Genomic DNA, 25,246 nt, shown 5'->3' with positions numbered 1-25,246 from the left:
CTGGACTTTCAATGCCTTTGAATATTTGGTCATAAAAAACACCCCATAAAAGTTGGATTTTCGTGTCCAACTTTTATGGGGCAGTTCACTGGGGCAAACTTTTTTTATTGCGCTTCGTACGTTACCCCACTCGGGTCTAACGTGTAAGACTCTAATTCCGTATCCGTCATCGGCTCCACAGGATTGCCTGCGTCCGCTTGTTGCACACGGTAGCGCACTTCTTCAAGAAGCGGTTCATTCAAGAAATAGTAGAAGTGGCCGTCATCTGCACGGGCGCCTTCACCTGTCAATTGATATTGCACCGTATTGTGTAGTGCACCGACATCTTCAATCAAACGCATATAGTCATTCGGTCCGAGCGTCGTCTGCATGTTGTCGCCCACGGCTTTCAAGACCTTATCATAGTTATTGATGAGTGACGTGCCAAGTGACTGTTCGAGCACGGCATTAATGACTTCCATCTGGCGTTGTCCACGCCCGATGTCTCCACGTGGGTCATCATATCGGTTACGGACATAGGCGAGTGCCTCTTCACCAGAAAGTTGCTGAAGTCCTTCTTCGATTTGTACGGTCTCACGTGAGGCGTCATAGCTGTTTTGTTGTGATGAGAATGGAACGTCGATCTCAACACCACCGACTGCATCAATGAAATCCACAAATCCTTGGAAGTTGAGCGAGACGACATGGTCGATTTCAACACCGACCAAGTCCTCAATCGTGTTTGTTGCCATACGCATCCCGTTGTTCGGGTTCGATTCATCCATGGAACCGAAATAGTAGGCATGTGTGATCTTATCTTGATCAAGACCCGTCTTTCCATAAGGGATATTGTATCCTGTGTAATCGATATTGACGTACGAGTCACGCGGGATACTGAGCATCGTCGTCTGCTTTTCTTTCTTGTTCAGAATGACGACGATCATGACATCCGAGCGTCCATACTCTCCACGTGCTTTCTTTTGTGGAGAAAGGTCTGTCCCTAAAATCAAAAATGACTCCGTATCTTCTTTGTCAAAGCGAGTCGGTTCAACCGTCGGGTCGTCCTCTAGCGTGACTTGAGTGCCGGACAACATGTTGTGGGCTTTATAAAATGCGGTACCGTAAATGCTAGACCCAGCAATAATCGCAATCAGCACAAGGGCACTAAAGACTTTATAAAACGCAGACGGACCTTTGCGCTGTCTACGAGTATGTGTTCTAGAATTCATAATGGTCTCCTTCGAGTCAAAGTAATAAGCTTCACTCATTATAGAGGAAAGTGTGAAATTTGTCGAAAACGTTTTGATGACAAATTCATTTCTTTACATTTTCCCATAGTTGAAAACAGAAAAACCCACGGAGATGTCTCCGCAGGTTGATTAAGCCCGAATAGTGAAGAATCGAGTTGCTGCTTCTTGTCCTCGTGCTTGAAGGGCTTCCGCACAGCGCGATGCGGCCGCTTCGTCGAGTACGATCGTCACACCTGGATGCGCTTGAAGGATCGTCGCTGGCCAGTCGACCGTCGGTACACTTTCAATCATATGTTGTACGGCCTCTGCCTTTCGCTCGCCTGTTGCCACAAGGACAATCTCACGCGCATTCATGATTGTATCGAGTCCCATTGTGATCGCATGCGTCGGGACGTCTTCCAATCGGTCAAAAAAGCGACGGTTTGCTTCTCGTGTGGATTCGGTGAGTTCAGTCACATGTGTCTTCGCATCAAGCGCTGTACCTGGTTCATTAAATGCGATGTGTCCATTTTCCCCGATACCAAGAAGTTGTAAGTCGACACCAAGTTTCCGAACGAGACCTTCGTAGCGTGCCGCCTCCGCTTCAGGGTCTGGCGCATCGCCTTGAGGAAGATGGCTTTGTTTGAACGGCACTTCGTCAAACAAGCGATCTTTCATAAAGCGGTTGTAACTTTGTGGATGCTCTGGTGATAGACCGATGTATTCATCTAAATTGACGCTTGTCACATGGCTACAATCGAGCGCGTCTTGTTTAAACATTTGATACATCCCGACCGGCGTGCTGCCTGTCGCGAGACCGAGTACGAAGTCATGTTTCCCTGAAATCCGTTCTTTAATGAGCGAATAGGCGATACGTTCCGCGTCATTCGCTGTCTTTGCGACTAATACGTTCATCGTTGTTCCTCCCGTTCATATGCAATGTTTCCTTTGACGATTGTCATTTGAACATGTGCACTGTCATCCCAAACGACAAGGTCCGCATCAAACCCCGTTTTGATGTCTCCTTTTGTCGTCAATCCGAACTCTTTTGCCGCATTCGTCGAAGTCATCTTGACCGCTTCTTCCAGCGTACATCCCGTATACGCTTGAATATTTCGGAATGCCGTATCCATCGTCAAGACACTCCCGGCGAGATTCCCTGCTTCAAGACGGGCAGCGCCTCCTTCTACGATGACGGGTTGTCCCCCAAGTTCATACTGTCCGTCAGGCAGCCCCTTCGCCCGCATCGCATCCGTGATGACAACGAGTTCATCCGCTCCTTTTAAGCGGTAAGCAAAATCGACCATCTCCGGACGACTGTGAATCCCGTCTGGAATGATTTCGGCCATGACACCTTTCTCTAAGAGACAATATCCGACCGTTCCCGGTTCCCGATGATGCAAGCCACGCATTTGGTTATATAGGTGTGTTCCATGTTTGACGCCCGCCTGCTTGTTCTCTTCAAACGTCGCACTCGTGTGTCCCGCTGAACCGATCGCACCCGATTCACGAAGGGCTGCTTCAAATGCTCGGGCTCCCGGTCGTTCCGGTGCATACGTGACGAGTCGGATATGACCCCCGGCAAGCTGTTGCCACTTTCGGAATTGTTCCGCATCTGGGTCAATGATATGTTCTGCTGGTTGCGCACCCGCCATCTCCACATTGACGAATGGTCCTTCTAAATGAATCCCGACGATGGTCGTATTCTCTGCTTCAATGACGTTCCGAACTGCTGTCAACGCACGTTCAATCGCTTCTTTCGATTGGGTGATCGTGGTCGCAAAGAATGACGTGACGCCCTCTTGAAGCATGTCTTCACTTAATTGACGAAGCCGTGACTCGTCCGCGTCCATCGTGTCGACTTCATATCCCCCGTGTATATGGACATCGATAAGGCCAGGCGTGACGAGCGCACCCGAAACATCAATCACGCTCTTATCTCGTTGCTTAAACTGTTCCATCGATCCGATTTCTTCAATCGATTGGTCACTCCATCTGATGTACCCACGCTCCCACGTTTGTTCCGCTGACACGATATGAGCATTGATCAATGTCCCCATCGCTTCACCACTCCTTCTATTGTTTTCTTCCATGTTATCATACCGAATAAAAGTATAGTTGTATAGACCAATTTTGGATAAATAAAAGATTGTTCACACTTGTGAACAATCTTTGGGTTATGACGTCGATTGAAGCGTCCCGAAGCGACGGACAATCCACACTAGTCGAAGGAATAATAAGACCGCTCCGGCAGCCAGTCCGGCAATCAATCCAATCCAGTAGCCATCCGGTCCAAATCCAGCATGCTCCGCCAACACATAACCGAGTGGTAAGCCGATGACCCAATAGGCGACGAGAGAGAGGACCAACGTAATGTTGACGTCTTTGAACCCTCGTAAAATTCCTTGAATCGGTGCAGCGACAGCATCTGACAACTGGAAGAACACGGCGAAAATCATGAAGTGTGCCGCAAGGTCCACGACTGTCGGGTCATTCGTATAAATGGCTGCGACCCGTTCATTTTGCCAAAACAAGAAAGCACCCGAGAAGATGGAGACACCTAGACAAAGCGAAATCCCAATCTTCGCATATCGAACGGCGTCCTGTAGTCGTTTCGCACCAAGTTCATACCCGACGACAATCGTCAACGCGCTCGATGCCGACAACGGGAGCATGTACACGAACGACGCAAAGTTAATGGCCGCTTGGTGTGCCGCGACGATTTGGTCACCGTATGAGCTGAGCAGTAGTGTGACTGCCGCAAAGATGCTGACCTCGGCGAAAATCGCTAGCCCGATTGGTGTCCCGAGTTGTAACAACTCTTTTTGTCTGAGCCAGACGATTCGCTCCGATGTCCGTAAGAACTTGTACTCGCGGAACGGTTTTCCGTTTCGGACGAAGAAGAATGCCATGAAAAAGAGCAACCAATAGGTGATGCTCGAGGCGATTCCTGCTCCGACGCCACCGTACGCCGGAATCCCGAGTTTTCCAAAGATGAAGATGTAATTTAATCCGACATTAATGGGTAACCCTAATAGTATGAGGATCATCGAGACCCTCGTCTTGCCAAGCGCATCCATGAGCGTGCGAAGCACGTTGAACAAGAACATCGGTAAGACACCGAAACCAAGCGCAAGTAAGTATTGGGTCGCGATTCGCTTCCCTTCCGTACTAAGCCCCATCCCTTCGATTGCGAGTGGCACGAGGAAAGACCCTAATGTCAGCGTGATCACACTGAGCATGATGGCTAAGTAGATGCCTTGAAATAACGTACGTTGAATTTGTTGACGGTCCCGCGCGCCGAGCGCTTGCGACACAATCGGGGCAACTGCCAACAAGATTCCGCTAAGCCCGGTGTAAACGGGCATCCAAAGACTCGAACCGACACCGACACCGGCCAAATCGACGGCGCCTGCGCGTCCGGACATGACGGTATCAAAAAAGCTAATCAAATAAAAAGACACTTGCGTGACTAGGATTGGAAAAAAAATCGTAAAGAACAGTTTGATTTTTTCGTTTAATGAATGTGTTTGGTACATGGACAACCCTCATCTCTTTTTCAGAAAGGAAACAATATCATGAATCAACGGCATGCAGAAAAACTTAAATTTGAGCTGTTAGAAACGTGGAATACATTTAACCACTACGTGACCGAGGCCCTCTCGTTCAACAATTCCGAGGACATTCATCGCGCCCGCGTTCATTTACGAAAGCTGATCACGTTCATGCAGATCTTTGAGACAAAGCCGGCGACGTTCCGGCAACTCAAACAATTGATGGAGGCACTCGGTCATGTGCGTGACCTCGATGTCCTCATCGAACAGTTTGATGTAAAAACTGAGCTTGATGAAGCATTTCTACAAACCATGGAAAAGCAACGGGCCATCGAACGAACCATTCTCTCGACACGAGTCAGTGAAAAGATGACCCCCTCACTCGACCAACAAATTCGTCGTTTCATCGGCGGACCGTTGTTTCGTGCGTTTAAAAAAACGAACGCCTCTCCGATGTTAGAAAAGGCGAAAAGCGAACGCAAACAACGAATTCGCATCTATCATGAACAATCGAGTGGAAAAGAACAAATCGAAGCGCTCCATAAGGTTCGCTTAGCCGTGAAACGTGAACGATACTTGCATGAATATTTGTTAAACTACGAGTCGGACGCGTCAATCGACACCGTCCGTACGTTAAAAAAGATGCAAACCGAACTCGGTGAGATGAATGACCATGATCAACTGTTGAAGCGTTGGCTGGCCTTCACCCCTCCTACCGACCTGCAATCCCCATATGACAAAAAAGTTGATGTCTTACAGCAGGAACTTGATGAATCCGTGGAGCACCTATCAATTTAACGCGATGTATACCGTTCAATCAATAGTTCAAGCAACTTCATCCCCGCGATCGAATTCCCTTTTGAATCAAGCGCCGGACCGAAGATGCCAAACCCAACGTTATTCAAATCCAGTTCGTGGTTCCCGACTGCTAAAATCGCACCCGACACTCCACTCTTTCCGGGAAGACCGACACGGACGGCGAACTCGCCTGATGCATCGTACATGCCACATGTCGTCATGATGGCTTTGACGATCCGGACGACTCGACGTGGAATCAATTCTTCACCTGTCTCCGGGTCTTCCCCGTTCCCTGCGAAGACACGTCCGATTCGCGCCAAGTCAAAACAATCGATTTCAATGGCACACTGTTTCGTATATACGTCGATAATCTCATCGACGTCTCCTTCTACAATTCCATGATGACGCATGAAATAGAGGAGTGCGCGATTCAAGTCGGTCGTCTCGTATTCAGAGCGAGCGACTTTTTCATCGTACGTAATCTCCTCCACCGGTCGATTTAATAGAGTCGCTAAAAATTGGCGGAACTGATAAATCTTTAAGTCCGCCGTCTCCCCTAAAATCATACTCGTCACCGCTAACGCCCCTGCATTGATCATCGGATTCAGTGGTTTTGACGGGACCGTTTCCTCGAGTTTCGCAATCGAGTTGAACGCATCACCCGTCGGTTCCATCCCCACTTTTGAAAACACATAGTCTTCCCCAAATTCCATCAGCACATAACAAAGCGTCAGCGCCTTCGATACACTTTGAATCGTAAACTTGTGATGAACGTCCCCAGCGTGAATATACGTACCGTCCGGCAAACAAATCGCCACCCCGAGTAAATCGTTTTTCACATGCGCCAGTTCTGGGATGTAGTCCGCCACTTTCCCCTGAGCCGTATACGGACGACACTCATCAATCAAGTGGTTCAACTGTTGTTCGAGTACATTCATTCGATCACCTCATGTTCCATCAAATTTCAACCGGGTCATCTTATCATATTACCCGTCTGGCGGTCCATCTTCTTTATACCACTCTTCGTCCGCCCAAATCATCGGTGGACTTTCTTCGTCCCCGACCAACTTTTCTCCATGCCGATTCATCGTCACAATAAAACCAACCACACCTGACACGATGACCGTCGCGACAATGATGAAAGCCATCATTTCATCGTCCCCTTTCGAATTCGTGACAAATTTGTCTAGAACTCCGTGACACTTATCCTATGTCTGCGTCTATATTCTCGGTACCGTTAATACGACAAGAACTTTATAGAAATGGGTGAATCGATTGAATCAGATCGCAATTATCGGAGGTGGCATCGCCGGACTGGCCGCAGCACATTATGCTAAAGAAGCCGGTGCACACGTCACACTGTTCGAGGCACAAGACCGTCTCGGTGGAAAAATCAAAACCATCTATCGAGATGGATTTACGTTAGAGACCGGTCCGGACGGTTATATGGCGCGTAAGCCGACCTTGACGTCTCTCATTACCGATCTCGGCCTTGAGGACCAACTCGTTCGTTCTAAAACCGGGACCTCTTATATTTACGTACGTCAACAACTGAGACAGATGCCAGCTGGATCGGTCATGGGTATTCCGACCAAGTTTTGGCCGATGGTAAAAACGGATCTCTTTACGTGGAGAGGGAAATTTCGTGCCGGACTCGACCTTGTCATTTCGCGTGTGTATGAAGGAGAGGACATCTCGCTCGACCGCTTCTTTCGGACGAGACTCGGATCAGAAGTCGTCGACACGATGATCGAGCCCCTTCTGTCCGGGATTTATAACGGAACGCTCGACGATATGAGCATCGAGTCTACTTTCCCTCAGTTTATCACGATTGAACAAAAAACTCGCAGTCTGATTCTCGGGATGAAAGCACTCACACCGCCTTCTCAGGCTGGGGTGAAGCCGTCAGAGACCGGAAAGTTTTTATCCATCGACCAAGGACTCGGTGCACTCGTCGAAGCGCTCCGCCCTTCCATTGACCGGCTCGTACTGAAGACAATCGTCAAGTCCGTAAGACCGCATGAAATCACATTGGCGGATGGAACGGTCGAGCAGTTTGACGGGATCATTCTTGCGACTTCCCCAAACATGCTCGGGCCGCTGCTCGGTTTTCCGGAAGCCGAGCGTTTGTCGACTCGTAAGCGAACGTCCTCGATGACCGTTCTTGCCGCATTCGACGAATCAGAGGTCGAGGCGCTAGACGGGACAGGTTACGTCATCGCCAAGTCGGAGGGTAACGCTTTGACCGCCTGCAGTTGGATGCATAAGAAGTGGCCACATATGGCACCTGAAGGAAAAGCGTTGATTCGGATGTATATCGGTTCTGATTATGTTTCGTCCTTGTTGCACGAAGAGGATGATACGATTGCGACATTCGCCTTGCACGAACTCCGTCGTATTCAACAAGTCGGGACACCACTCTTCACGAAAGTCGAACGCCACGTTCAAACAATGCCCCAATATGAGGTCGGACATAAACAAGATGTCTGCGCCTTTGAAGAAGCACTCGCGAAGTGGGACGGAGTCGAGGCGTGTGGCGCCATTCTCCATGGGGTTGGCTTACCAGATTGTGTCGATTCCGCAAAACAAGCAGTCAACAACCTGAAACTCAAACGGGTGGTGACGGTATGAAGCACATCGACTATAACGAGAACCCGTTTATCGTCATTTGGGAAGTGACACGTGCTTGCGCCCTCTCCTGTGTCCATTGCCGGGCCGAGGCACAGTTTCATCGATACGAAAATGAACTCGACACGGAAGAAGGGAAGGCACTCATTCGCGATATTCACGCGATGGACAATCCAATTCTCGTCTTCACAGGCGGGGACCCCCTCATGCGCGAAGATTTGTTTGAATTGACCGCGTACGCCTCATCTCTCGGGATGCGTGTCTCGATGACACCCTCTGCCACACCCCGCGTTACCCGTGACGCTGTGAAACGGGCAAAAGCTGCCGGGTTGTCACGTTGGGCGTTTTCGATCGATGGTCCGGATGCACAGACACACGATTACTTTAGAGGAACACGCGGCAGTTTCGACCGTACCATCCGAGGAATCTCTTACTTCCGAGAAGAAGGCATGTCGTTCCAAATCAACACGACGGTGACCGAATATAACATCGATCGCTTACCTGAGATGGCAAAACTCGTAGAGTCCCTCGGCGTATCGGTCTGGACGCTCTTTTTCCTTGTACCGACCGGACGAGGATCCCTGTTACAACCCATCTCTCCCGAGCGACATGAAGAGGTGCTGAAGTGGGCGTTCTCGTTACAAGAGACGGCGCCGTTTATCATCTCGACGACGGAAGCCCAGTTTTATCGACGGGTGGCACGACAAGAAAATCAGCGGCGAAAAGCAGAAGGACTTCCTCCCATCGGACATCCCCATGATGATTTGGCGAAGGCCCCTCGCGGAACGAATGACGGGAACGGATTTGTCTTTATCTCGCACACAGGTGACGTCCAACCTTCTGGATTTTTACCGATTCTTTGTGGGAACGTCAGAACGACACCACTCGCCGACATTTATCGTCATCATCCGATCTTCAAAGCGTTGCGTGATCCGGATAGTCATCACGGAAAATGCGGGTATTGCGAATATCGTTATCTATGTGGTGGTTCGCGGGCAAGGGCTTATGCGGTTACTGGTGATTATAAGGAGGCAGAACCGTACTGCATCTATAAGCCGGAACGTCCTCTCGTTTCACAATAAAGATTCCCATTTATTTCCTCACAGTGTAAGATGAGACTAAATGAATCTGATTGTGAGAAGGGAGTCATGTAGGTGCAGTCATTACCGATTGATGGATTGTTTTATATCGGGCTTGGTACGATTTTTATCGTTACGGCGTTATTCGGATTTGGGATGAAGCGATGGACGAAACAAGGCTTGTTGGGGTTTTATACGCTACTCGCAACGAGTCTTGGCCTATTTTTTTGGCTACTGCTCTGGTTTCAGGAAGCAACCCGCGCCACATTTATGGGAACAATCCCGTGGGTACTCAACTTATTTTTCGGAACGGTACTCTATCTCATTTTTATAGGTGTCAGTTTTCTGCTTTTGCGACGAAAACATCAACGTACATAAAAGAGGAATCCGATTTTGGATTCCTCTTTCCTTATGCATTGACCGTCGATGGACGTAACGTCAATTCCCCGTTCTCGACATCGATGACGACCGTTTGACCATCTTCGACATCCCCGGCTAAGATGCTTCGGGCAAGTTTCGTCTCGATCGTTCGTTGCACGTAACGGTTGATTGGACGGGCACCGAATTGAGGTTCGTACGCCTCGTCGGCGACGAACGTTTTCGCTGCGTCTGTGATCTCGATATGAATCGAGCGCGTCGTAAGTCGTTCACTCATTCGTCCGACCGCCTTCTCGACGATTTGACCGATTTGATCCTTCGTGAGCGGATGGAACAGAATCGTTTCATCGACCCGGTTCAAGAATTCAGGACGGAAATGGCGGCGGAGCTTCTCAAGTACTTGGCGCTCCTCGTCTTCATCAATCACACCGTCTCTCGCTGCCTCGAGCAAAATGTCTGCCCCAATGTTCGACGTCATGATGACGATTGTATTTTTAAAATCGACGATGCGACCGTGCGAATCGGTCAATCGACCATCATCGAGCAGTTGCAACAAGATGTTGAAGACGTCCGGATGTGCCTTCTCGACCTCATCGAGTAAAAGAACCGAGTACGGGTTACGGCGAACCGCTTCCGTCAACTGTCCGCCTTCCTCATACCCGATATAGCCAGGAGGTGCACCGACAAGTCGTGATACGGCATGTTTCTCCATATATTCACTCATATCGAGTCGAACGATATGGTCTTCCGAATCAAACATCGCTTCTGCTAGCGCCTTCCCGAGTTCCGTTTTCCCGACACCAGTCGGCCCAAGGAAGAGGAAGGAACCGATTGGACGGTTCGGATCTTTGATTCCGGCGCGAGCACGAATGACCGCATCACTGACTAAACGAATCGCGTCATTTTGACCGAAGACACGCTTGTGCAAGACCGCTTCTAAGTTGAGCAGTTTATCCCGCTCTCCTTCTGTCAGTTTCGTCACCGGGATGCCGGTCCATTTCGAGACGACCTCGGCGATTTCTTCTTCCGTTACTTCTTCCCGCACGAGTTCGCGTGTCACCGAGCTCGCCAACTGTTCCGCTTCTTCTAGTTCTCTCTCGAGCTCTGGGATTCGTCCATATTTCAGTTCCGAGGCCCGGTTCAAGTCGTAACGACTTTCTGCCTCTTGTAACTCGAGGCGTACCTTTTCGAGGTCTCCACGGATTTGCTGAACGCGGTGCGTCGACTCTTTCTCATTCTCCCAGCGGAGACGTAACGAGTCAGACTGTTCACGGAGCGATGCCAATTCTTGTTGGAGTGCTTCGAGTCGTTTCATGGAAGCTGCATCGCTCTCTTTTTTAAGCGCCGCCTCTTCGATTTCAAGTTGCATGACCCGACGAACCAACTCATCGAGTTCAGCCGGCATCGATTCCATCTCTGTCCGAATCATCGCACACGACTCGTCGACGAGGTCAATCGCCTTGTCCGGCATGAAGCGGTCTGTGATATAACGATTTGACAAGACAGCCGCTGCGACGAGGGCGTTATCGTGGATGCGTACCCCGTGGTGAATCTCGAAGCGTTCTTTTAAGCCACGCAAGATTGAAACCGTATCCTCAACGTCCGGTTCAGCGACGAGCACTTGTTGAAAACGCCGTTCAAGAGCAGGATCTTTTTCGATATATTGGCGATACTCATCCAGCGTTGTCGCACCAATACAGTGCAGTTCGCCTCGGGCGAGCATCGGCTTTAACATGTTCCCGGCATCCATCGAACCTTCCGATTTTCCTGCCCCGACAATTGTATGCAATTCATCGATGAAGAGGATGATTGTACCTTCCGCCTCTTTCACTTCAGATAAGACAGCTTGAAGACGTTCTTCAAACTCACCACGGTATTTCGCACCGGCGACAAGCGAGCTCATATCGAGACTGAAAATCGTTTTGTCTTTCAAGCTCTCCGGTACGTCACCGCGGACGATTCGCTGAGCGAGTCCCTCGACGATTGCTGTCTTCCCGACACCCGGTTCCCCGATGAGGACCGGGTTGTTTTTCGTTTTCCGACTCAAAATCCGGATGACACGACGAATCTCGCTATCGCGTCCGATGACCGGATCGATTTTCCCAGTCTTCACTTCTTGAATGAGGTCTCGTCCATATTTCGTCAAGACGTCATACGTCGCTTCAGGCGACTTCGACGTGATCCGACGATTGCCTCGTACGGCGACGAGCGCCTCACGGAGTCGGTCTTCTGTGATTCCTTTTCGCTCGAGCATCGCCTGTGCTTGACTACTGTTCAACAAGATGCCGAGTAAAATATGTTCGACCGATACGTATTCATCGTTCATCCCTGTCGCTTCCCGCTCTGCCGTCGTTAGAACGTTCAGTAAAGAAGCCGAAATCATCGGTGTCGTCGGATTTTGAAGTTTTGGTGCATTTCTTAAAGAAAGAGCGACTTCGCCTTCAATCTCAGACACGTTGATTTCCATTTTTTGAAACAGCAACGGTGCGATCCCATCCGTCTGTGAAATCATGGACGCCAAGACGTGCCACTCATTGATTTCACTATGATGATATTGTTTCGCTAACGCCTGTGAACTGACAATGCATTCATGTGCTTTATCTGTAAAACGATTAAAGTCCATCACGATTCCTCCTTATCCATTAACGTTCGATTTGCTCATAAACAGAACGGTACGTCTCATCAAGTGGCAGGTCGACCTCGAGTTGGACGAATAAGTCCGACCGCACCTTCGAGCCGGTCATGACACCGCGACCCGGAATCCGCATCCGTTGTCCCGGACGGCTTCCCGGTTTCACTTTCAACTTCACGCGTCCTCCGTCGAGCGTGGCAATGATGACGCTCGCTCCGTCCAAAAAGTCGAGCGGACGCAATCGTTTCACTGTCACGATATGCTCTCCTTCACGACGATACGTATCGTCATCCGCAAAGTGAAGCTCGACGTATACATCTCCTCGGTTCCCCGATTGTCCGACGCGACTTCCTTTTCCTTTTAACCGCAACTTTTGACCTTCATAGGCACCTTGTGGAATCTTGACGTTCACCGTGCCAGTCTGAAGTCGAAGGCTCACTTTTGACTCTTTCGTCAATTGACTGAGCGGGATGTTGACACGTACGGTCTCATCCAAGTCTTCTTCAACTGCTTGGTCAAAGAAACTTCCGAACATATCTTCAAATCCGAAAGTCCGCGAGGTCGTACGCGACCCGCCTCCGAATTGTCGGAATAGATCTTCGAATTGTGACGAGCCTTCCCCGTAAGTCTCTCCACCGCCACCGAATCCTTGTCCGAACGACGGTCCATCCGGGCTACCGTATCGATCATAATTCGCCTTTTTCTCTGGGTCGCTCAATACGTCGAACGCTTCCTGGACCGACTTGAATCGTTCTTGTGCGCCAGGGTCTTTATTGACGTCCGGATGGTACTGTTTCGCCAATTTCCGGTATGCACGTTTAATCTCTTGTTCGGTTGCTCCTTTTGAGACACCGAGCTCGTCGTAATAGTTTTTAGCCATATGGATTCACCTCACCTATCCCTTTCCCGTTTCTGTTAACTCTATTCTACTCAATTGGTCAAATAAGGTCAAAGATAATCCTTTTACTTTTCATACGAAAAAAAGAAGAGATTCGTTTCAAAAAACGAACCTCTTCTCGATTAGAAGTATACTTTCGGGCTATCCATGCCGTCCTCAAACACAATCGTCACTTCAGGGTCTCCGCCAAGTGACGTCACGTTGATACGAACCGGCACGTTCCGGCTATATTCCCAGCGGTTTTCGAGCAAGCCGACGACGTGTTGTGTGAATCCGACGAGCTCGGCGCGACTATAGAATTGGATCGGGATATCGATTTCCAGTCGTGACAAGTCACCGTTTTGATAAAAGCCTTTTCCGATCATCCCGCTATAGTCTGGGAAGAGGTCGGCAATTCGGTCACTGAACAGCGTGAATTTCTGAGCGTCCTCACGGACATCGTTCGTTGCTGTCGCAGATGGGAAGTAGTAGTACTTCTCATCGATGGCTTTCCAGTCACCGGTTGCGACCTGATCATCCGTTCCGACAAAGGCTGATTTGATATAGTTCCCCGGAGTCGGTGAACCTTGGGTCGACTTCATATAGAGTGCGACGTTTATATCCAAATCTTTAAAATCTTCTCGCTTCCGTAACTGGGCGACAAGTTCGTTCGCCATTCGTTCACCTTCTGCGATTACTTTCTTCTGGTCGAGTTTCACCGTGTAGGTCGGTCCGTAGTTCGGTGCCTGGAAGACATACTCACGATTCAAAATGAGTGCGAACGACACACCGCCAAGCTGATATCCGCTATCCGCTTTCGTCATATAGTTCTGTTCTACGATTGACGTCAAATAAAGAGGTGACTTCTTGTTCGCATCGACAAACTTGTCGTCCTCAACTTCTGCCTTCCCGTCCGCATACGCCGGGTTTAATGGCGTTAACCCTTCGTCACTACCACCTTTACGTCCAAGTAAAGTAGAGACATCTTCCGCATTCAGAAGCTGTCCTTCCTGATAGGCGAATTTGTCTGGGTCAAACGCGTCTGTCGAGTGGCGCATGAGACCGAGTTCGACCTCTTCAAGCTCTAACGACGAGCTCACTTGGCGCTGGGCAAGTCCTCGCGCCGCTGCCGCTTTGAACGGAATGACCATTTGATAATAAGAGTCACGTGCTTCGATCGTTTGCGTGACACCTTCTGCCGCTGTTTCTTCGCCGGTCGGTGTCGCTTCTTCTTCACCCATCGGGATTTTCATTGAACATCCGCTTAACAAAAGCGCAGAGGCCATTGTCGGGATGACGAGTTGTTTCCATTTCATCTATGTCTAGCTCCTTTGAACATCGTTTCCTATTTCACTTTGTTCATTATAACAAAATCGTTCCACGAAAAAAGTATCGAAGCGGAATCAGAAGAAATCCCTCCTGAATTAGACAAGGAGGGATACACAATCGTTATTTGGTAGATGGGTGCTTCCGACGAATCATCAAGAGGAGTCCAGATGCAAACAAGAGGAGTCCAAGCATCGCATGCCACGTTTCGTTCGTCTCTCCTGTCATCGGGAGCACATCTTGCGAATACGTGTCGACTTCATCTTCGAGTTGCACCGAGGGAGTCTCTCGCTCTTTCACGACAACCTTCACGATTGGTGTTTCGATTTTCGCTTCTTTCTCAGGAACTTGTTTCGGTTCGTCCTCTTTGATTGGAACAGGTTGTTTTACTGCAACCGGCACATCGACAGAGCGAGTGACGGTCACCCCTTCGTTCACATAGAGCGTAAATGTTGCCTGTTGAACCAATTCCGCTCCAGCTCGGACGTCATAGGACGGGAGAAGCGGGAGTTCAAATGAAAACGTGACGACTTCTTCCGGTCCAAATCCGTTGATGAATGCAGGAATCGATTGAACCTGCTTCATGAATCGTTCATTTGCCATCTGTTGTTCCTCATATGTCAAGGCGCCGCTCGGCCATGTGAGTGTCACATCAGACAAGAACAAGGTGACGTTAGAGGTGTTCGTCACTGTATATGTGTATCGGACAGGTTCCCCAGGCTGAACGGTCGTCAACTCGCTCGTTCCTGACACTGTAAAATCAGGTTGTTGCAAGAGCACGATTTGTTGACTTTCTGCTGTGACGACACGGTCATATTCGTCCACTCCCGTCACACGAAACAGACTGCCGATCTCAGGGTGTGTGTGGATTGAATAATCAGACGGAACGGACAAGATTGCTGTCACTTCCACCCGTTCTCCCGGCAAGAGACCGTCTTCTCCTATAAATTCATGCAAACGATCAAATACGCGTTGATTGAACGATTCGATTGATTGATGATCAATGTCTCCGCTCACATACTTATGAGAAAGTTCTGTCACCGTCATCGGCGTGTCTCCTGTATTCTCTACAATGAACGTATACGATATTTCTCCTCCGACAACGGCCTTGTCGACCCCGGCGATGTTCTGTGCTTCTAAAGCGAGCACCGGCAACATTGGTTCAGTCATCGGTTCTTCCACGACCGGCTCTGGTTCTGCTTCCACTGAGGGTGTTACCTCTTCTGGTTCATCTGGTTCAGTCACAACAGGTGGTTCCTCCACTTCGACAGGATACGCTTCCGTGATGGTATTCGGGATAAACGTGTACGGAACACCTTCAGCATTGTAAAGGGTGACCAAGTCAATTAATGAGTCATCGACCGTTTCTGCATCAATCATAAAGCGCCAAATGTCAGCAGATTCACGTACCCCATAATATGTGATGTCTTCGTAAACGAGACTTGCTTCATATAATGTTTCGACTTCTTCGTCCGTCAGGTTCAGTTGAATATATCGGAACGTGGTCGTATCTGCATGTGCGAGATTGGTGGGCATCAGTGTGGATAGGAGCATGAGGATGGTGAATAGCGCAAGGAAGCGTTGGATGTTGTGTATCATGATGTCGATCCCTCCTCTAAGGTGAGCAATAAGCGTACGCATCGATGTCGGCCCGATGACGAATTTCACCACGTAGAGGAATGAGAGGGATGTGTGTATGAAAGTCATGGTGTCAAAGGGTTCTCCCGCAAAAATATATTAGCATTTTGATTTAGTTACTCTATACCCTTCGAACGCTTGTGCGAACCTGTTCAATCTCATAATTTATTACAATACGACACGACAAAAAAAGACGTTCGCCGTAGCGAAACGTCTTATGCATGTTCACTTAAAAAATCGAGAAGCTTCGCCTCATCCCATACTTCGATGCCTAACGATTCAGCTTTCGTCAGCTTCGAACCAGCCTTTTCACCTGCGACAAGTAAGTCTGTATTTTTACTCACACTTCCCGTCACACTCGCGCCGAGGAGTTCAAGCTGCTTCCCTGCCTCACCCCGCGTCATCTCATGTAATTTCCCGGTCAATACGACCGTTTTACCAGAGAGCGGTGCCCCTTCCGTCGTTGGTCGTTTCGTTCCTTTGAAGGAAAGATTTACACCAGATTCTGAAAGTTCTTTGACGAGTTCACGTGCTTCCGGTTTTTCGAAGTAAAGAACGATTGACTCGGCCATCTTCGTGCCGATGCCATCGATTGACGTCAACTCTTCCACCGTCGCCTCGATGATGGCTTCCATCGTCTCAAAACGCTCCGCAATCAAGGAGGCGGCCTTTTGCCCGACAAGGCGGATTCCTAGGGCGAAGAGCACACGTTCGAGCGAATTTTGTTTCGACTGTTCAATCGCCGAAAGCAAGTTCGTCACCGACGTCTCGCCCATACGCTCGAGTCCGAGTAAATCGTCTCGATTCAGGCGATACAAGTCGGCCACGTTATGGACAAGTCCCGCTTCATGGAGTTGCGTGATGACCTTCTCACCGAGTCCGTCGATATTCATCGCTTGCCGTGAGACGAAATGAATCAGTCCCTCGAGCAATTGGGCCGGACACTCTGGGTTGACACAGCGATGATCGGCCTCGCCTTCTAATCGAATCAATTCAGACCCACACGCTGGGCAGTGGGTCGGGAACTCGATTGCCCGTTCTTCCCCGCTGCGTTCACTCGCGAGCGCTGAGACGACCGCTGGGATGACATCCCCTGCTTTTTTAATCACGACGCGGTCACCGATATGAAGGTCTTTTTCTTTTATAAAATCTTCATTGTGAAGCGTCGCATACGTCACCGTAGATCCTGCCACAGAAACTGGGGCAAATCGTGCTCGTGGTGTGACTTTTCCGGTGCGACCGACACTAAAGTCGACGTCCTCGATTGTCGTCACAACTTCTTCTGCCGGGAACTTATACGCGACAGCCCAGCGCGGACTTTTCGCTGTAAAGCCGAGTTGTTCTTGTTCTTCGTACCCTGCCACTTTGATGACAATCCCATCGATTTCATACGGGAGTTCGCTGCGCTTCGTCACGTATGTTTCGATGTAGTCCCATAGTTCATCTGCCGTCTTGCACGTCGTATAGTCTCCGCTTACGGCGACGCCGAGTCGCTTCAAATAATCGAGTGACTCATCATGTGAGGCGACGAGATCGTCTTGCGACACTAAACCGTAGGCGAAAAATGCCAAGTTTCTCGATGCGGCAATTTTAGAGTCGAGTTGTCGAAGTGACCCCGCCGCTGCGTTTCTCGGGTTAGCGAACAATGGTTCACCGACTCGCTCCCGTTCGTCATTCAATTGTTCGAATGAACGCTTCGGCATATATGCCTCGCCCCGTACTTCAAACGTCACGTCCTCCTGTAGACGAAGGGGGATGGCACGAATCGTTTTCAAGTTTTGGGTGATGTCTTCACCCGTCGTACCGTCTCCACGTGTCGCACCACGTACGAGACGACCGTCCTCATATTTCAAAGAGACGGCAAGCCCATCAAATTTGAGTTCAGCCACAAATGTAGGTGTGTAGCCAAGGTCTTTCTCGATCCGTTCCACCCATTCTACAAGTTCTTCTTTCGAGAAGACATTACCTAGCGAAAGCATAGGTGTGTCATGGGTCACTTTGACGAACGCGTCAAGTGGGGCTCCTCCAACACGTTGCGTTGGAGAGTCCGGAGTCCGAAGTTCAGGATAGTCTGTTTCGATTTGAATCAACTCGTTCATCAAACGGTCGTACTCCGAGTCCGGTACACTCGGACGGTCAAGCACATAATATTCATATCCATATTGATTTAACGTTTTGCGTAGCTCCTCTACACGCTCTGCCATCTCCATCTCTTCACCTCACGCTTTTTCGATTGGGGCAAACTTGGCCAATAGACGCTTGATCCCGACTTCTGGGAATGCGATATCCACTTCGAGTTGGTCGCCTTCTCCACGTGTTTGCACGACCGTGCCTTGTCCCCATTTTTTATGGTTCGCTTTGTCGCCGACGTTCCAGCCGACCGTTTCGGCACCAGATGATTGCGCAAGTTTCGGTTTCGGTTTTGAACTGAAGCCGTTCACCGGCAACTTCCCTGGTGACTCGACAGGGTTCCATGGCATTGGCTTTCTCGCCTTACCGGACCGTTCCAACAATGTTTCCGGTAATTCGTGCAAGAACCTTGATTCCGGGTTGTTTTGGAAACGACCGTACAACATCCGTGACTGGGCACGCGTCAAATACAGACGCTTCTCGGCACGTGTGATCCCGACGTATGCGAGACGACGTTCTTCTTCCATCTCTTCCTCATCGTTCAACGCTCGGCTATGCGGGAAGAGACCTTCTTCCATTCCAATCAAGAAGACGACCGGGAATTCGAGACCTTTGGCCGAGTGCAACGTCATCAATGTGACTTGATGCGACTCGTCGACTTCATCAAGCGAATCTAGATCAGATACGAGCGTCAAATCAGTAAGGAAAGCGACGAGTGTCTGTTCATCACTTTCTTTCTCAAAGTTTTGGGCGACCGACAGGAATTCTTGCAAGTTCTCGAGTCGACTTTCTGCTTCGAGTGTCTTCTCGATTTTGAGCATTTCCTCATACCCTGTCTTCTTCAATACTTCTTCGACGAGTTCTGAAATCGAGAGATAGTCTGCCATTTGTCGCAGGTCCATCATCATCTGACGGAAATCTGCAAGTTTCGTCGCCGTACGTGGAGCAATCCCCGACAGTTCGATGTCACGAATCGCATCCATGAGCGAGACGCCCTGCATATCCGCAAAGTCGCCTAATTTATCAATCGTCGCGGCACCGATGCCTCGCTTCGGCTCATTGACGACACGAACGAATGAGATGTCCTCGTCTGGGTTCGCGATCAAGCGCAAGTATGCCAAGACGTCCTTGATTTCTTTTCGCTCATAGAACTTTGTCCCGCCGACCATCTTATACGGGATGTTCGATTTGAGGAGCATTTCCTCGAGACCACGTGACTGGGCGTTCGTCCGGTACAGGACCGCCATTTGACCGTAGTCCATCCCTTCCATCTTCAGTTCCTTCATCTGGTTCATGATGAAGAATGCCTCGTCACGGTCATCGGATGCGACGTGAAGCAACAGCTTCTCTCCTTCAGCATTTTCAGTCCATAAGTTTTTATCTTTACGGGAAGCGTTGTTTTTGATCACGCCGTTCGCCGCTTCTAAAATCCGCTTCGTCGAGCGATAGTTTTGTTCGAGCAAGATGACATGGGCGCTCGGGTAGTCTTTCTCGAACGTCAAGATGTTGGCGATATCGGCACCGCGCCAACGATAAATCGACTGATCCGAGTCCCCGACGACACATAGGTTTTCATGCGCCTGCGCCAGAAGTTTGACGAGCGTGTACTGGGCACGGTTCGTATCTTGATACTCATCAACGTGAATGTATTTGAATTTCTTTTGATAAAACGCCAACACGTCCGGCGCTTCTTGGAATAAGTGAATCGTCTTCATGATCAAATCATCGAAGTCGAGCACGTTATTTTGTTTCAATTTTTTCTCGTATGCCGTGTAGACGTCAGAGATGATTCGTTCATATGGATTGTTGCCGACAAGAGCTGCTGCGTCCTTTGCCGTTCGCAATTCGTTCTTATGGTTCGAAATCATCCCGAGAAGTGTACGCGGTTCATACTTTTTCGGGTCGAGATTCAACTCTTTCAACACTTGTTTGATGGCCGTCAATTGGTCCGAGGCATCTAAAATCGAAAAGCTCCGGTCGTATCGGATACGATCGATATCGCGTCGTAAAATACGGACACACATCGAGTGGAACGTGGAAATCCAAATGTCTTCGGCGACCCCACCGACGAGGTGTGCAATCCGGTCTTTCATCTCCCGTGCCGCCTTATTCGTGAATGTGATCGCTAAAATGTTCCACGGTGCCACTTGCTTCGCCGCCATCAAATAGGCAACGCGGTGCGTCAAGACACGCGTTTTACCAGACCCCGCACCCGCCATGATCAACAAAGGACCATCCGTATGTTTGACCGCTTCTGCTTGTTCCGGGTTCATACCTTTGACTAATTCTTCGCTAAGATTATACATAATCGTTTCCTTCCTTATTCCAAACGTTTGTTCTTATTTTATCGGAGTGCTTGCACAGTCGCAAGTGCCCCTGCTAAGTCTTCATAAATGATATTGCCAACGACAATCGTATCGGCGTACACTCCCATCAACCGAGCCGACTCTGCCCCATCGATGCCACCACCATAAAAGAGGTGTGCGTCCGGTAGCGCCAATCGAATTTCTTTCACGACGTCGACATTGCCAAGTCGTCCACTATATTCAATATAGAGGGAAGGGAGACGGAACAAATGATGCCCGACCTCGGCATACGCCACGGCTTGTTCTAACGATAAGTCGCATGTTGACTCCGTCACGTGCGCCACTTTTGCGTCTGGATTTAAGACGAGGTAGCCTTGTGCCGTGATATGACGGGAATCAAAGAAGTGTCCGTAACGCTCGAATGCGCGTGCATGATGTCCCACAATCCATTCCGGCGTTCCGGCGTTCAGCACGGTCGGTACAAAATAGTGATCGAATCCATCGATGACCTGGCTCGGTTGACTGATTTCAAGCGCGACCGGTAACCCGGCATCTCGGACTCTCGCGAAAAGCGCAAATGTATTTTCTGCATCAACACCGTCCGTCCCGCCTATCAGAAAGGCATCAGTGCCGGAGTGGATAAGCGCCTGGAGCGAATCCTCGTCGAGATATTTATTCGGATCTAGTTTAAATACGTGCCGCCATGACTGAAATTTCAATTCTTCCCCTCCCATCGAATCCTTCTCTAGTGTATCGATTTTTTACGTGACGTGCATCTCTCCAATAAAAAAGACTTGCCGAAGCAAGTCACGAACGTGCCGTACGATTCCGTTCCCGTTCCGTCAACCATTTCGCAACAAGCAGTGCGAATAGCGCATATACTGGGACAAACCAGAGCGGATTCGCTAAAAAGAATCCGAGCACTGGAATATCAAGTAATGGCGAGTCTGGCGAACAGAGCGCTGTCCCATTGACGACCGCGATGAACGGCAAGACAGGAACGATAAAGACGTATCCAAAATTAATCCAAAAGGCTTTCATATGACAATCTCCTTATCCTAAGATGATTGATTCTTTCGGATAGTTATACATCCGCTTCGGTTGTCTCCGTTGCAAGATGAGAATGAAGGCGATGACCCCGATTCGACCGATGAACATGAGAATCGTCAGCACCCATTTTCCGACGTTACTGAATTCGGAAGATAGACCGACAGATAGCCCAGTCGTCCCGAACGCGGAACAAGCCTCAAATAAGATTCGTGTCAATGAGGCATCTTCGAAGTAAGCCATGACCATGACCCCAGATAATAAGACGGCAAGCGACACCGTAATGATGACGAACGCTTTCCAAATATCCTCGAGAACAATCTCACGCCCGAAAATCTTGATCGATGAGTCTCCGCGGATGAACGCGACGACACCAAGAACGGCGACGGCAAACGTCGTCGTCCGAATCCCCCCACCGACAGACGATGGAGAGGCCCCGATGAACATGAGGATCGATAAGAGCAACATGCTCGCTTCCGAGAACAAGTTGACATCGACTGTCGATAATCCACCGTTACGTGTCGTCACGGACTGGAATAGCGAGTCCGAAAGAGACAGCCAGAGCGGCAAATCTTTGAAGGCATTGTTGTACTCAAAAATGAATAAGCCGACTGTTCCGACAGCAATCAAAATAAAGAATGTCGAGACTGTCAACTTCGTGAACAAAGAGAATCGACTTGGGAACGTGTGACGTTTCCGTGTAATACGACTCACCAAGTAAGTCCGAATCTCCACAAGAACCGGGAATCCGATGGCACCACCGGTCATGAGCGCGATTTGCGTGAAGATGACAAATGGATCTTCTCGGAATGGCGCGAGCGAGCTTCCGGTAATATCAAAACCGGCGTTCGTCGTCGCACTGACCGACCCGAACAAGCCTTGTAAGAAGGCTTCTCCGGCGGTATCAAAATAATTTAAGTAATGGACACCGAGCAAGACGGCACCAACCGCCTCGATCGCAATAACCGTGATGACGATTTCCGTGATGTATTTGACAATACCCGACATCGATGTCTGGTTTTGGTCACGTAAAATCAGTTGTCGTTCCCGAAATCCAATCCGTTTCCCAAGCAAAATCCACATGATCACATGCAAACTGATCAACCCGACACCGCTCACCTGAACGATGAACAAGATGATAAACAAACCAAACGTTGAAAATGTATCGGTGACCACGATCGGTGTAAGGCCGGTAACACTGACACAGCTCACCGCAAAGAAGACGAGGTCCGTAAATGTAATCGTCACACCTGGTTTGTGGGCAATCGGTAAGGCGAGGAGCAACACGGATAAAACGGCTGCCGCGCTATAAATCAACACGAGTGTTTGGACTGGTGTTAAATTTCGAAAGAACAATTGTAAGTTCCGCTTCATGAATTTTTGTTGCATCTCGCCCCTCCCCTCCATCAAAAACAAGATGACTCTTACGAGTCACCTTTTGTTTGTTGTAGACGTTCAAGAGCGAGATCATATCCGCCTGTCCCATAGTTCAAGCAACGTTTCACACGAGAAATCGTAGCCGTTGAGGCACCCGTTGCGTCCTCAATTTTGTGATACGTATTGCCTTCACGTATTTGACGTGCCACTTCTAGTCGTTGTGCAAGTGCTTGAATTTCATTAACAGTCGCTAAATCTTCGAATAATTGATAACAGTCTTCGAGCGTATCGAGCTTCAAAATTGCCTCAAACAATTGATCAAGCTCTCGACCTCGTAATTTATCGAGTTGCATCCGCAAGCATCCTCTCTACTCATACTTCTTTATCATTCTAAAGCAGGGGCGGCTCGGACTCAACTATTCATCGCAAAATCGCAGGAAATAGTACTTGTTTTTTCATGACTTCATAAATGCCGAGTGGAGTCGCCCGAACATACGGCAAGTGTGTGGATGCTAAAAACAGTAACGTGTAAATCGGATCCTCGAACTGATATCCTCGTGCCACAAGCTCATCACGCAGTTGTTTCTCTTGACCGATGAGCGTCTCAAGCGGCTCTGTCGACGTCATGCCACAGAGCGGTAATGGGATTTCGGCAACGATTTCTCCTCTGTCGACAAGGACGATGCCTCCCCCGAGTTCATTCATCCGCTCGAATGCCAGTAGCATATCCTGTTTACATTTTCCTAAAATCAAATAGTCCCCACTGATCGAATACGAACTAACGAGACCGCCAAAGTCTTTTGCAAATCCTTTCAGCACCGTGTTTAGTCGCCATTTTCCTTCCTTATCAAGCAACATCAAAAACGACTCGTCCTCATCGCGTGGCAATTCGTCCTGCCCTGTATCGTGCTTGATTTTAAACAGTTTCATGATGACCGAGTTGACCATGTCGAGACCGACGGGCATGCTAAATGACAAGTCTTGTGGTGTCAATTCAATCGAGACGTCAGTCGACGGCATCTTATCGAGTACCGCTTCCACCAATTCGTTCGGGAACAAGGACACACCATCTCGGTAAATCCATTGTCCTTTCGCGATGACAGCCGACGGGCGAGGTTCTTCGATTGAGTCAAGAATATTCAAGTGTGCGATGCGTCCTGGTGCAATCGAACCGAGAATATGATCGAGATCGAAATGACGCGCCACGTTGTGCGACACAATGCGATACGCTTCGATTGCCGGTAACCCTTCTTCTATTAAGATGCGAACGAGAGCGTCCTGCATCCCGTCTTCATAAAAGCCGGGAGTCGAACCGTCCGTTGTCACCATGAGATGATCGAACGCGGTTAATCCGTTCGCAAGCAGATCACGAATCATCCCTGGTAAGTCTGGTCGAATCGAGGAATGACGAAGCGTCGTCGTGTAGCCTAATTCGAGTCGGTTGAGCGCCTCTTCCGCTGTCATCGCCTCATGGTCGCTGTGTACACCCATCAACGCCATTTTAGTCAATGTCTTTGGTGAGGCACCTGGAAAGTGCCCTTCGACCGGTAGACCGCACGTCTCTGCGTCAAGCATCCACTGGAGCATCTCATCATCGCCCTTCAAGGCGCGCGGCCATGCCGTCAGTTCACCCGCCATCACGACGTCCGGATGATTGAACCATTCATGAATTCGTTCTGAATCGACGGCAACACTCTCTCGGTCGAGCTCGGTCTGCGTGTCGAGTCGTGCCCACCAATACGTGCTCGTCGGCAACTGTTGAATCGCTTCAAGCTGCGCAAACGCTTGCCCTTTTTCTTGTAAAAAAAGGAGCATGTTGTCATTGACGAGCGTCGTCGTTCCGCGCTCTCCTGCATACTTAGACAACGTCGCCGGATTGTACAATTGAAATGGGTGAGCGTGTGGTTCGATATAACCAGGCACAATATATTTCCCTGACACATCAACCGTTTCGACCGCCGATTCTGGTAGATCTGGACCGACATAGACAATTCGGTCTCCCTCAATCCAAATGTTCGCTGTTTTCCATTGTTTCACATATACGTTCAAATACGTCGCGTTCTGTAAAACGAGCGAAGGTGGTCGTACTCGATCTACGACTTCAAGTTGCGAGCGAATCATCACTTTCGACCACGGTGCCCGCGCCGTTCTTTTTGTTGGCATCGAACCCAATCCTCCCTTTTCCCTTTCAATGCTATTAAGAAATAGTTTTGAAAGCGTTTTCTTACCCTGTTTCAAGTTTACCTTTTCTCTGAAAGGGTCGCAAGT

The 25,246-nt window shown here is 49.3% G+C and carries 21 protein-coding genes; 4 read left to right on the top strand and 17 right to left on the bottom strand.

Annotation, left to right across the window (positions count from 1 at the left end; genetic code table 11):
- Positions 1-104: 104 nt before the first annotated feature.
- The 4 genes from KNO92_RS13605 to KNO92_RS13590 all read right to left on the bottom strand — a co-directional run bounded on the left by KNO92_RS13605 (position 105) and on the right by KNO92_RS13590 (position 4,747).
- Complete coding sequence (locus KNO92_RS13605; protein WP_214696771.1) at positions 105-1,208, bottom strand: LCP family protein; 1,104 nt, start codon at positions 1,206-1,208, stop codon at positions 105-107.
- 150 nt (positions 1,209-1,358) lie between these two features.
- Complete coding sequence (nagB, locus tag KNO92_RS13600; protein WP_214696769.1) at positions 1,359-2,123, bottom strand: glucosamine-6-phosphate deaminase; 765 nt, start codon at positions 2,121-2,123, stop codon at positions 1,359-1,361.
- Positions 2,120-3,268 (bottom strand): N-acetylglucosamine-6-phosphate deacetylase, encoded by a 1,149-nt coding sequence (gene nagA, locus KNO92_RS13595; protein ID WP_214696767.1) that lies wholly within the window; start codon positions 3,266-3,268, stop codon positions 2,120-2,122. The genes nagB and nagA overlap by 4 nt, the downstream gene beginning before the upstream one ends.
- A 117-nt stretch (positions 3,269-3,385) precedes the next feature.
- The gene (locus KNO92_RS13590) at positions 3,386-4,747 is read right to left on the bottom strand and encodes an MATE family efflux transporter (protein WP_214696765.1); all 1,362 of its coding nucleotides are present in this window, start codon (positions 4,745-4,747) and stop codon (positions 3,386-3,388) included.
- Between the two features lie 39 nt (positions 4,748-4,786).
- Here KNO92_RS13590 and KNO92_RS13585 point away from each other — a divergent pair, with 39 nt between their 5' ends.
- On the top strand, positions 4,787-5,560 hold the full coding sequence (locus KNO92_RS13585) for a CHAD domain-containing protein (RefSeq protein ID WP_214696763.1): 774 nt from the start codon (positions 4,787-4,789) through the stop codon (positions 5,558-5,560).
- On the opposite strand, the gene glsA is transcribed toward KNO92_RS13585, so the two are convergent.
- Together glsA and KNO92_RS13575 are read right to left on the bottom strand one after the other, a co-directional pair.
- Complete coding sequence (gene glsA / locus KNO92_RS13580) at positions 5,557-6,498, bottom strand: glutaminase A (protein WP_074032972.1); 942 nt, start codon at positions 6,496-6,498, stop codon at positions 5,557-5,559. The two genes, KNO92_RS13585 and glsA, sit on opposite strands and share 4 nt — an antisense overlap.
- A gap of 48 nt (positions 6,499-6,546) precedes the next feature.
- On the bottom strand, positions 6,547-6,708 hold the full coding sequence (locus KNO92_RS13575; RefSeq protein WP_214761720.1) for a hypothetical protein: 162 nt from the start codon (positions 6,706-6,708) through the stop codon (positions 6,547-6,549).
- A 118-nt stretch (positions 6,709-6,826) separates the two neighbouring features.
- On the opposite strand from KNO92_RS13575, the gene hemG reads away from it, so the two are divergent.
- The 3 genes from hemG to KNO92_RS13560 all read left to right on the top strand — a co-directional run bounded on the left by hemG (position 6,827) and on the right by KNO92_RS13560 (position 9,645).
- A complete protein-coding gene (gene hemG / locus KNO92_RS13570; protein WP_214761718.1) occupies positions 6,827-8,191 on the top strand; it encodes a protoporphyrinogen oxidase in 1,365 nt (454 codons plus the stop codon).
- Complete coding sequence (locus tag KNO92_RS13565; RefSeq protein WP_214761716.1) at positions 8,188-9,270, top strand: TIGR04053 family radical SAM/SPASM domain-containing protein; 1,083 nt, start codon at positions 8,188-8,190, stop codon at positions 9,268-9,270. The genes hemG and KNO92_RS13565 overlap by 4 nt, the downstream gene beginning before the upstream one ends.
- Before the next feature lie 72 nt (positions 9,271-9,342).
- Positions 9,343-9,645, top strand: coding sequence for a hypothetical protein (locus KNO92_RS13560; RefSeq protein WP_214696755.1), 303 nt, complete (start codon positions 9,343-9,345; stop codon positions 9,643-9,645).
- 31 nt (positions 9,646-9,676) lie between these two features.
- Here KNO92_RS13560 and clpB read toward each other — a convergent pair whose 3' ends face one another.
- The 11 genes from clpB to KNO92_RS13505 all read right to left on the bottom strand — a co-directional run bounded on the left by clpB (position 9,677) and on the right by KNO92_RS13505 (position 25,141).
- On the bottom strand, positions 9,677-12,268 hold the full coding sequence (gene clpB, locus KNO92_RS13555) for an ATP-dependent chaperone ClpB (RefSeq protein ID WP_214761713.1): 2,592 nt from the start codon (positions 12,266-12,268) through the stop codon (positions 9,677-9,679).
- A 19-nt stretch (positions 12,269-12,287) separates the two neighbouring features.
- A complete protein-coding gene (locus KNO92_RS13550) occupies positions 12,288-13,157 on the bottom strand; it encodes a DnaJ C-terminal domain-containing protein (protein ID WP_214696751.1) in 870 nt (289 codons plus the stop codon).
- Between the two features lie 140 nt (positions 13,158-13,297).
- The gene (locus KNO92_RS13545; protein WP_214761711.1) at positions 13,298-14,470 is read right to left on the bottom strand and encodes a CamS family sex pheromone protein; all 1,173 of its coding nucleotides are present in this window, start codon (positions 14,468-14,470) and stop codon (positions 13,298-13,300) included.
- A gap of 133 nt (positions 14,471-14,603) precedes the next feature.
- Positions 14,604-16,079: an LPXTG cell wall anchor domain-containing protein gene (locus tag KNO92_RS13540; protein ID WP_214761710.1), complete on the bottom strand. Its 1,476-nt coding sequence runs from the start codon at positions 16,077-16,079 to the stop codon at positions 14,604-14,606.
- Positions 16,080-16,333: 254 nt separating this feature from the next.
- Positions 16,334-18,328 (bottom strand): NAD-dependent DNA ligase LigA, encoded by a 1,995-nt coding sequence (gene ligA, locus KNO92_RS13535; RefSeq protein WP_214761709.1) that lies wholly within the window; start codon positions 18,326-18,328, stop codon positions 16,334-16,336.
- Positions 18,329-18,337: 9 nt separating this feature from the next.
- Positions 18,338-20,554: a DNA helicase PcrA gene (pcrA, locus tag KNO92_RS13530; RefSeq protein WP_214761708.1), complete on the bottom strand. Its 2,217-nt coding sequence runs from the start codon at positions 20,552-20,554 to the stop codon at positions 18,338-18,340.
- A gap of 38 nt (positions 20,555-20,592) precedes the next feature.
- The gene (pcrB, locus tag KNO92_RS13525) at positions 20,593-21,273 is read right to left on the bottom strand and encodes a heptaprenylglyceryl phosphate synthase (RefSeq protein ID WP_214696735.1); all 681 of its coding nucleotides are present in this window, start codon (positions 21,271-21,273) and stop codon (positions 20,593-20,595) included.
- Between the two features lie 88 nt (positions 21,274-21,361).
- The gene (locus KNO92_RS13520; RefSeq protein ID WP_214696733.1) at positions 21,362-21,595 is read right to left on the bottom strand and encodes a hypothetical protein; all 234 of its coding nucleotides are present in this window, start codon (positions 21,593-21,595) and stop codon (positions 21,362-21,364) included.
- A gap of 12 nt (positions 21,596-21,607) precedes the next feature.
- The gene (locus KNO92_RS13515) at positions 21,608-22,990 is read right to left on the bottom strand and encodes a TrkH family potassium uptake protein (protein ID WP_214696732.1); all 1,383 of its coding nucleotides are present in this window, start codon (positions 22,988-22,990) and stop codon (positions 21,608-21,610) included.
- Positions 22,991-23,025: 35 nt separating this feature from the next.
- Entirely contained in the window at positions 23,026-23,331 is a 306-nt protein-coding gene (locus KNO92_RS13510; RefSeq protein ID WP_026826878.1) for a YerC/YecD family TrpR-related protein, read from the bottom strand.
- 67 nt (positions 23,332-23,398) lie between these two features.
- On the bottom strand, positions 23,399-25,141 hold the full coding sequence (locus KNO92_RS13505; protein ID WP_214696730.1) for an adenine deaminase C-terminal domain-containing protein: 1,743 nt from the start codon (positions 25,139-25,141) through the stop codon (positions 23,399-23,401).
- Between the last annotated feature and the right edge of the window lie 105 nt (positions 25,142-25,246).

It is taken from the genome of Exiguobacterium sp. s129, assembly GCF_018617585.1.
Lineage (GTDB): Bacteria > Bacillota > Bacilli > Exiguobacteriales > Exiguobacteriaceae > Exiguobacterium > Exiguobacterium aestuarii_A.
This window is presented reverse-complemented; position numbering and strand designations above follow the sequence as displayed.

Coding starts and splice junctions, on each gene's coding strand:
- KNO92_RS13540 (WP_214761710.1), bottom strand. CDS start 16,079: ATGATACACAACATCCAACGCTTCCTTGCGCTATTCACCATCCTCATG.
- KNO92_RS13565 (WP_214761716.1), top strand. CDS start 8,188: ATGAAGCACATCGACTATAACGAGAACCCGTTTATCGTCATTTGGGAA.
- nagA (WP_214696767.1), bottom strand. CDS start 3,268: ATGGGGACATTGATCAATGCTCATATCGTGTCAGCGGAACAAACGTGG.
- KNO92_RS13585 (WP_214696763.1), top strand. CDS start 4,787: ATGAATCAACGGCATGCAGAAAAACTTAAATTTGAGCTGTTAGAAACG.
- nagB (WP_214696769.1), bottom strand. CDS start 2,123: ATGAACGTATTAGTCGCAAAGACAGCGAATGACGCGGAACGTATCGCC.
- KNO92_RS13505 (WP_214696730.1), bottom strand. CDS start 25,141: ATGCCAACAAAAAGAACGGCGCGGGCACCGTGGTCGAAAGTGATGATT.
- KNO92_RS13520 (WP_214696733.1), bottom strand. CDS start 21,595: ATGAAAGCCTTTTGGATTAATTTTGGATACGTCTTTATCGTTCCTGTC.
- KNO92_RS13550 (WP_214696751.1), bottom strand. CDS start 13,157: ATGGCTAAAAACTATTACGACGAGCTCGGTGTCTCAAAAGGAGCAACC.
- KNO92_RS13510 (WP_026826878.1), bottom strand. CDS start 23,331: ATGCAACTCGATAAATTACGAGGTCGAGAGCTTGATCAATTGTTTGAG.
- clpB (WP_214761713.1), bottom strand. CDS start 12,268: ATGGACTTTAATCGTTTTACAGATAAAGCACATGAATGCATTGTCAGT.
- glsA (WP_074032972.1), bottom strand. CDS start 6,498: ATGAATGTACTCGAACAACAGTTGAACCACTTGATTGATGAGTGTCGT.
- KNO92_RS13605 (WP_214696771.1), bottom strand. CDS start 1,208: ATGAATTCTAGAACACATACTCGTAGACAGCGCAAAGGTCCGTCTGCG.
- KNO92_RS13515 (WP_214696732.1), bottom strand. CDS start 22,990: ATGCAACAAAAATTCATGAAGCGGAACTTACAATTGTTCTTTCGAAAT.
- ligA (WP_214761709.1), bottom strand. CDS start 18,328: ATGGAGATGGCAGAGCGTGTAGAGGAGCTACGCAAAACGTTAAATCAA.
- pcrA (WP_214761708.1), bottom strand. CDS start 20,554: ATGTATAATCTTAGCGAAGAATTAGTCAAAGGTATGAACCCGGAACAA.
- KNO92_RS13575 (WP_214761720.1), bottom strand. CDS start 6,708: ATGGCTTTCATCATTGTCGCGACGGTCATCGTGTCAGGTGTGGTTGGT.
- KNO92_RS13545 (WP_214761711.1), bottom strand. CDS start 14,470: ATGAAATGGAAACAACTCGTCATCCCGACAATGGCCTCTGCGCTTTTG.
- KNO92_RS13590 (WP_214696765.1), bottom strand. CDS start 4,747: ATGTACCAAACACATTCATTAAACGAAAAAATCAAACTGTTCTTTACG.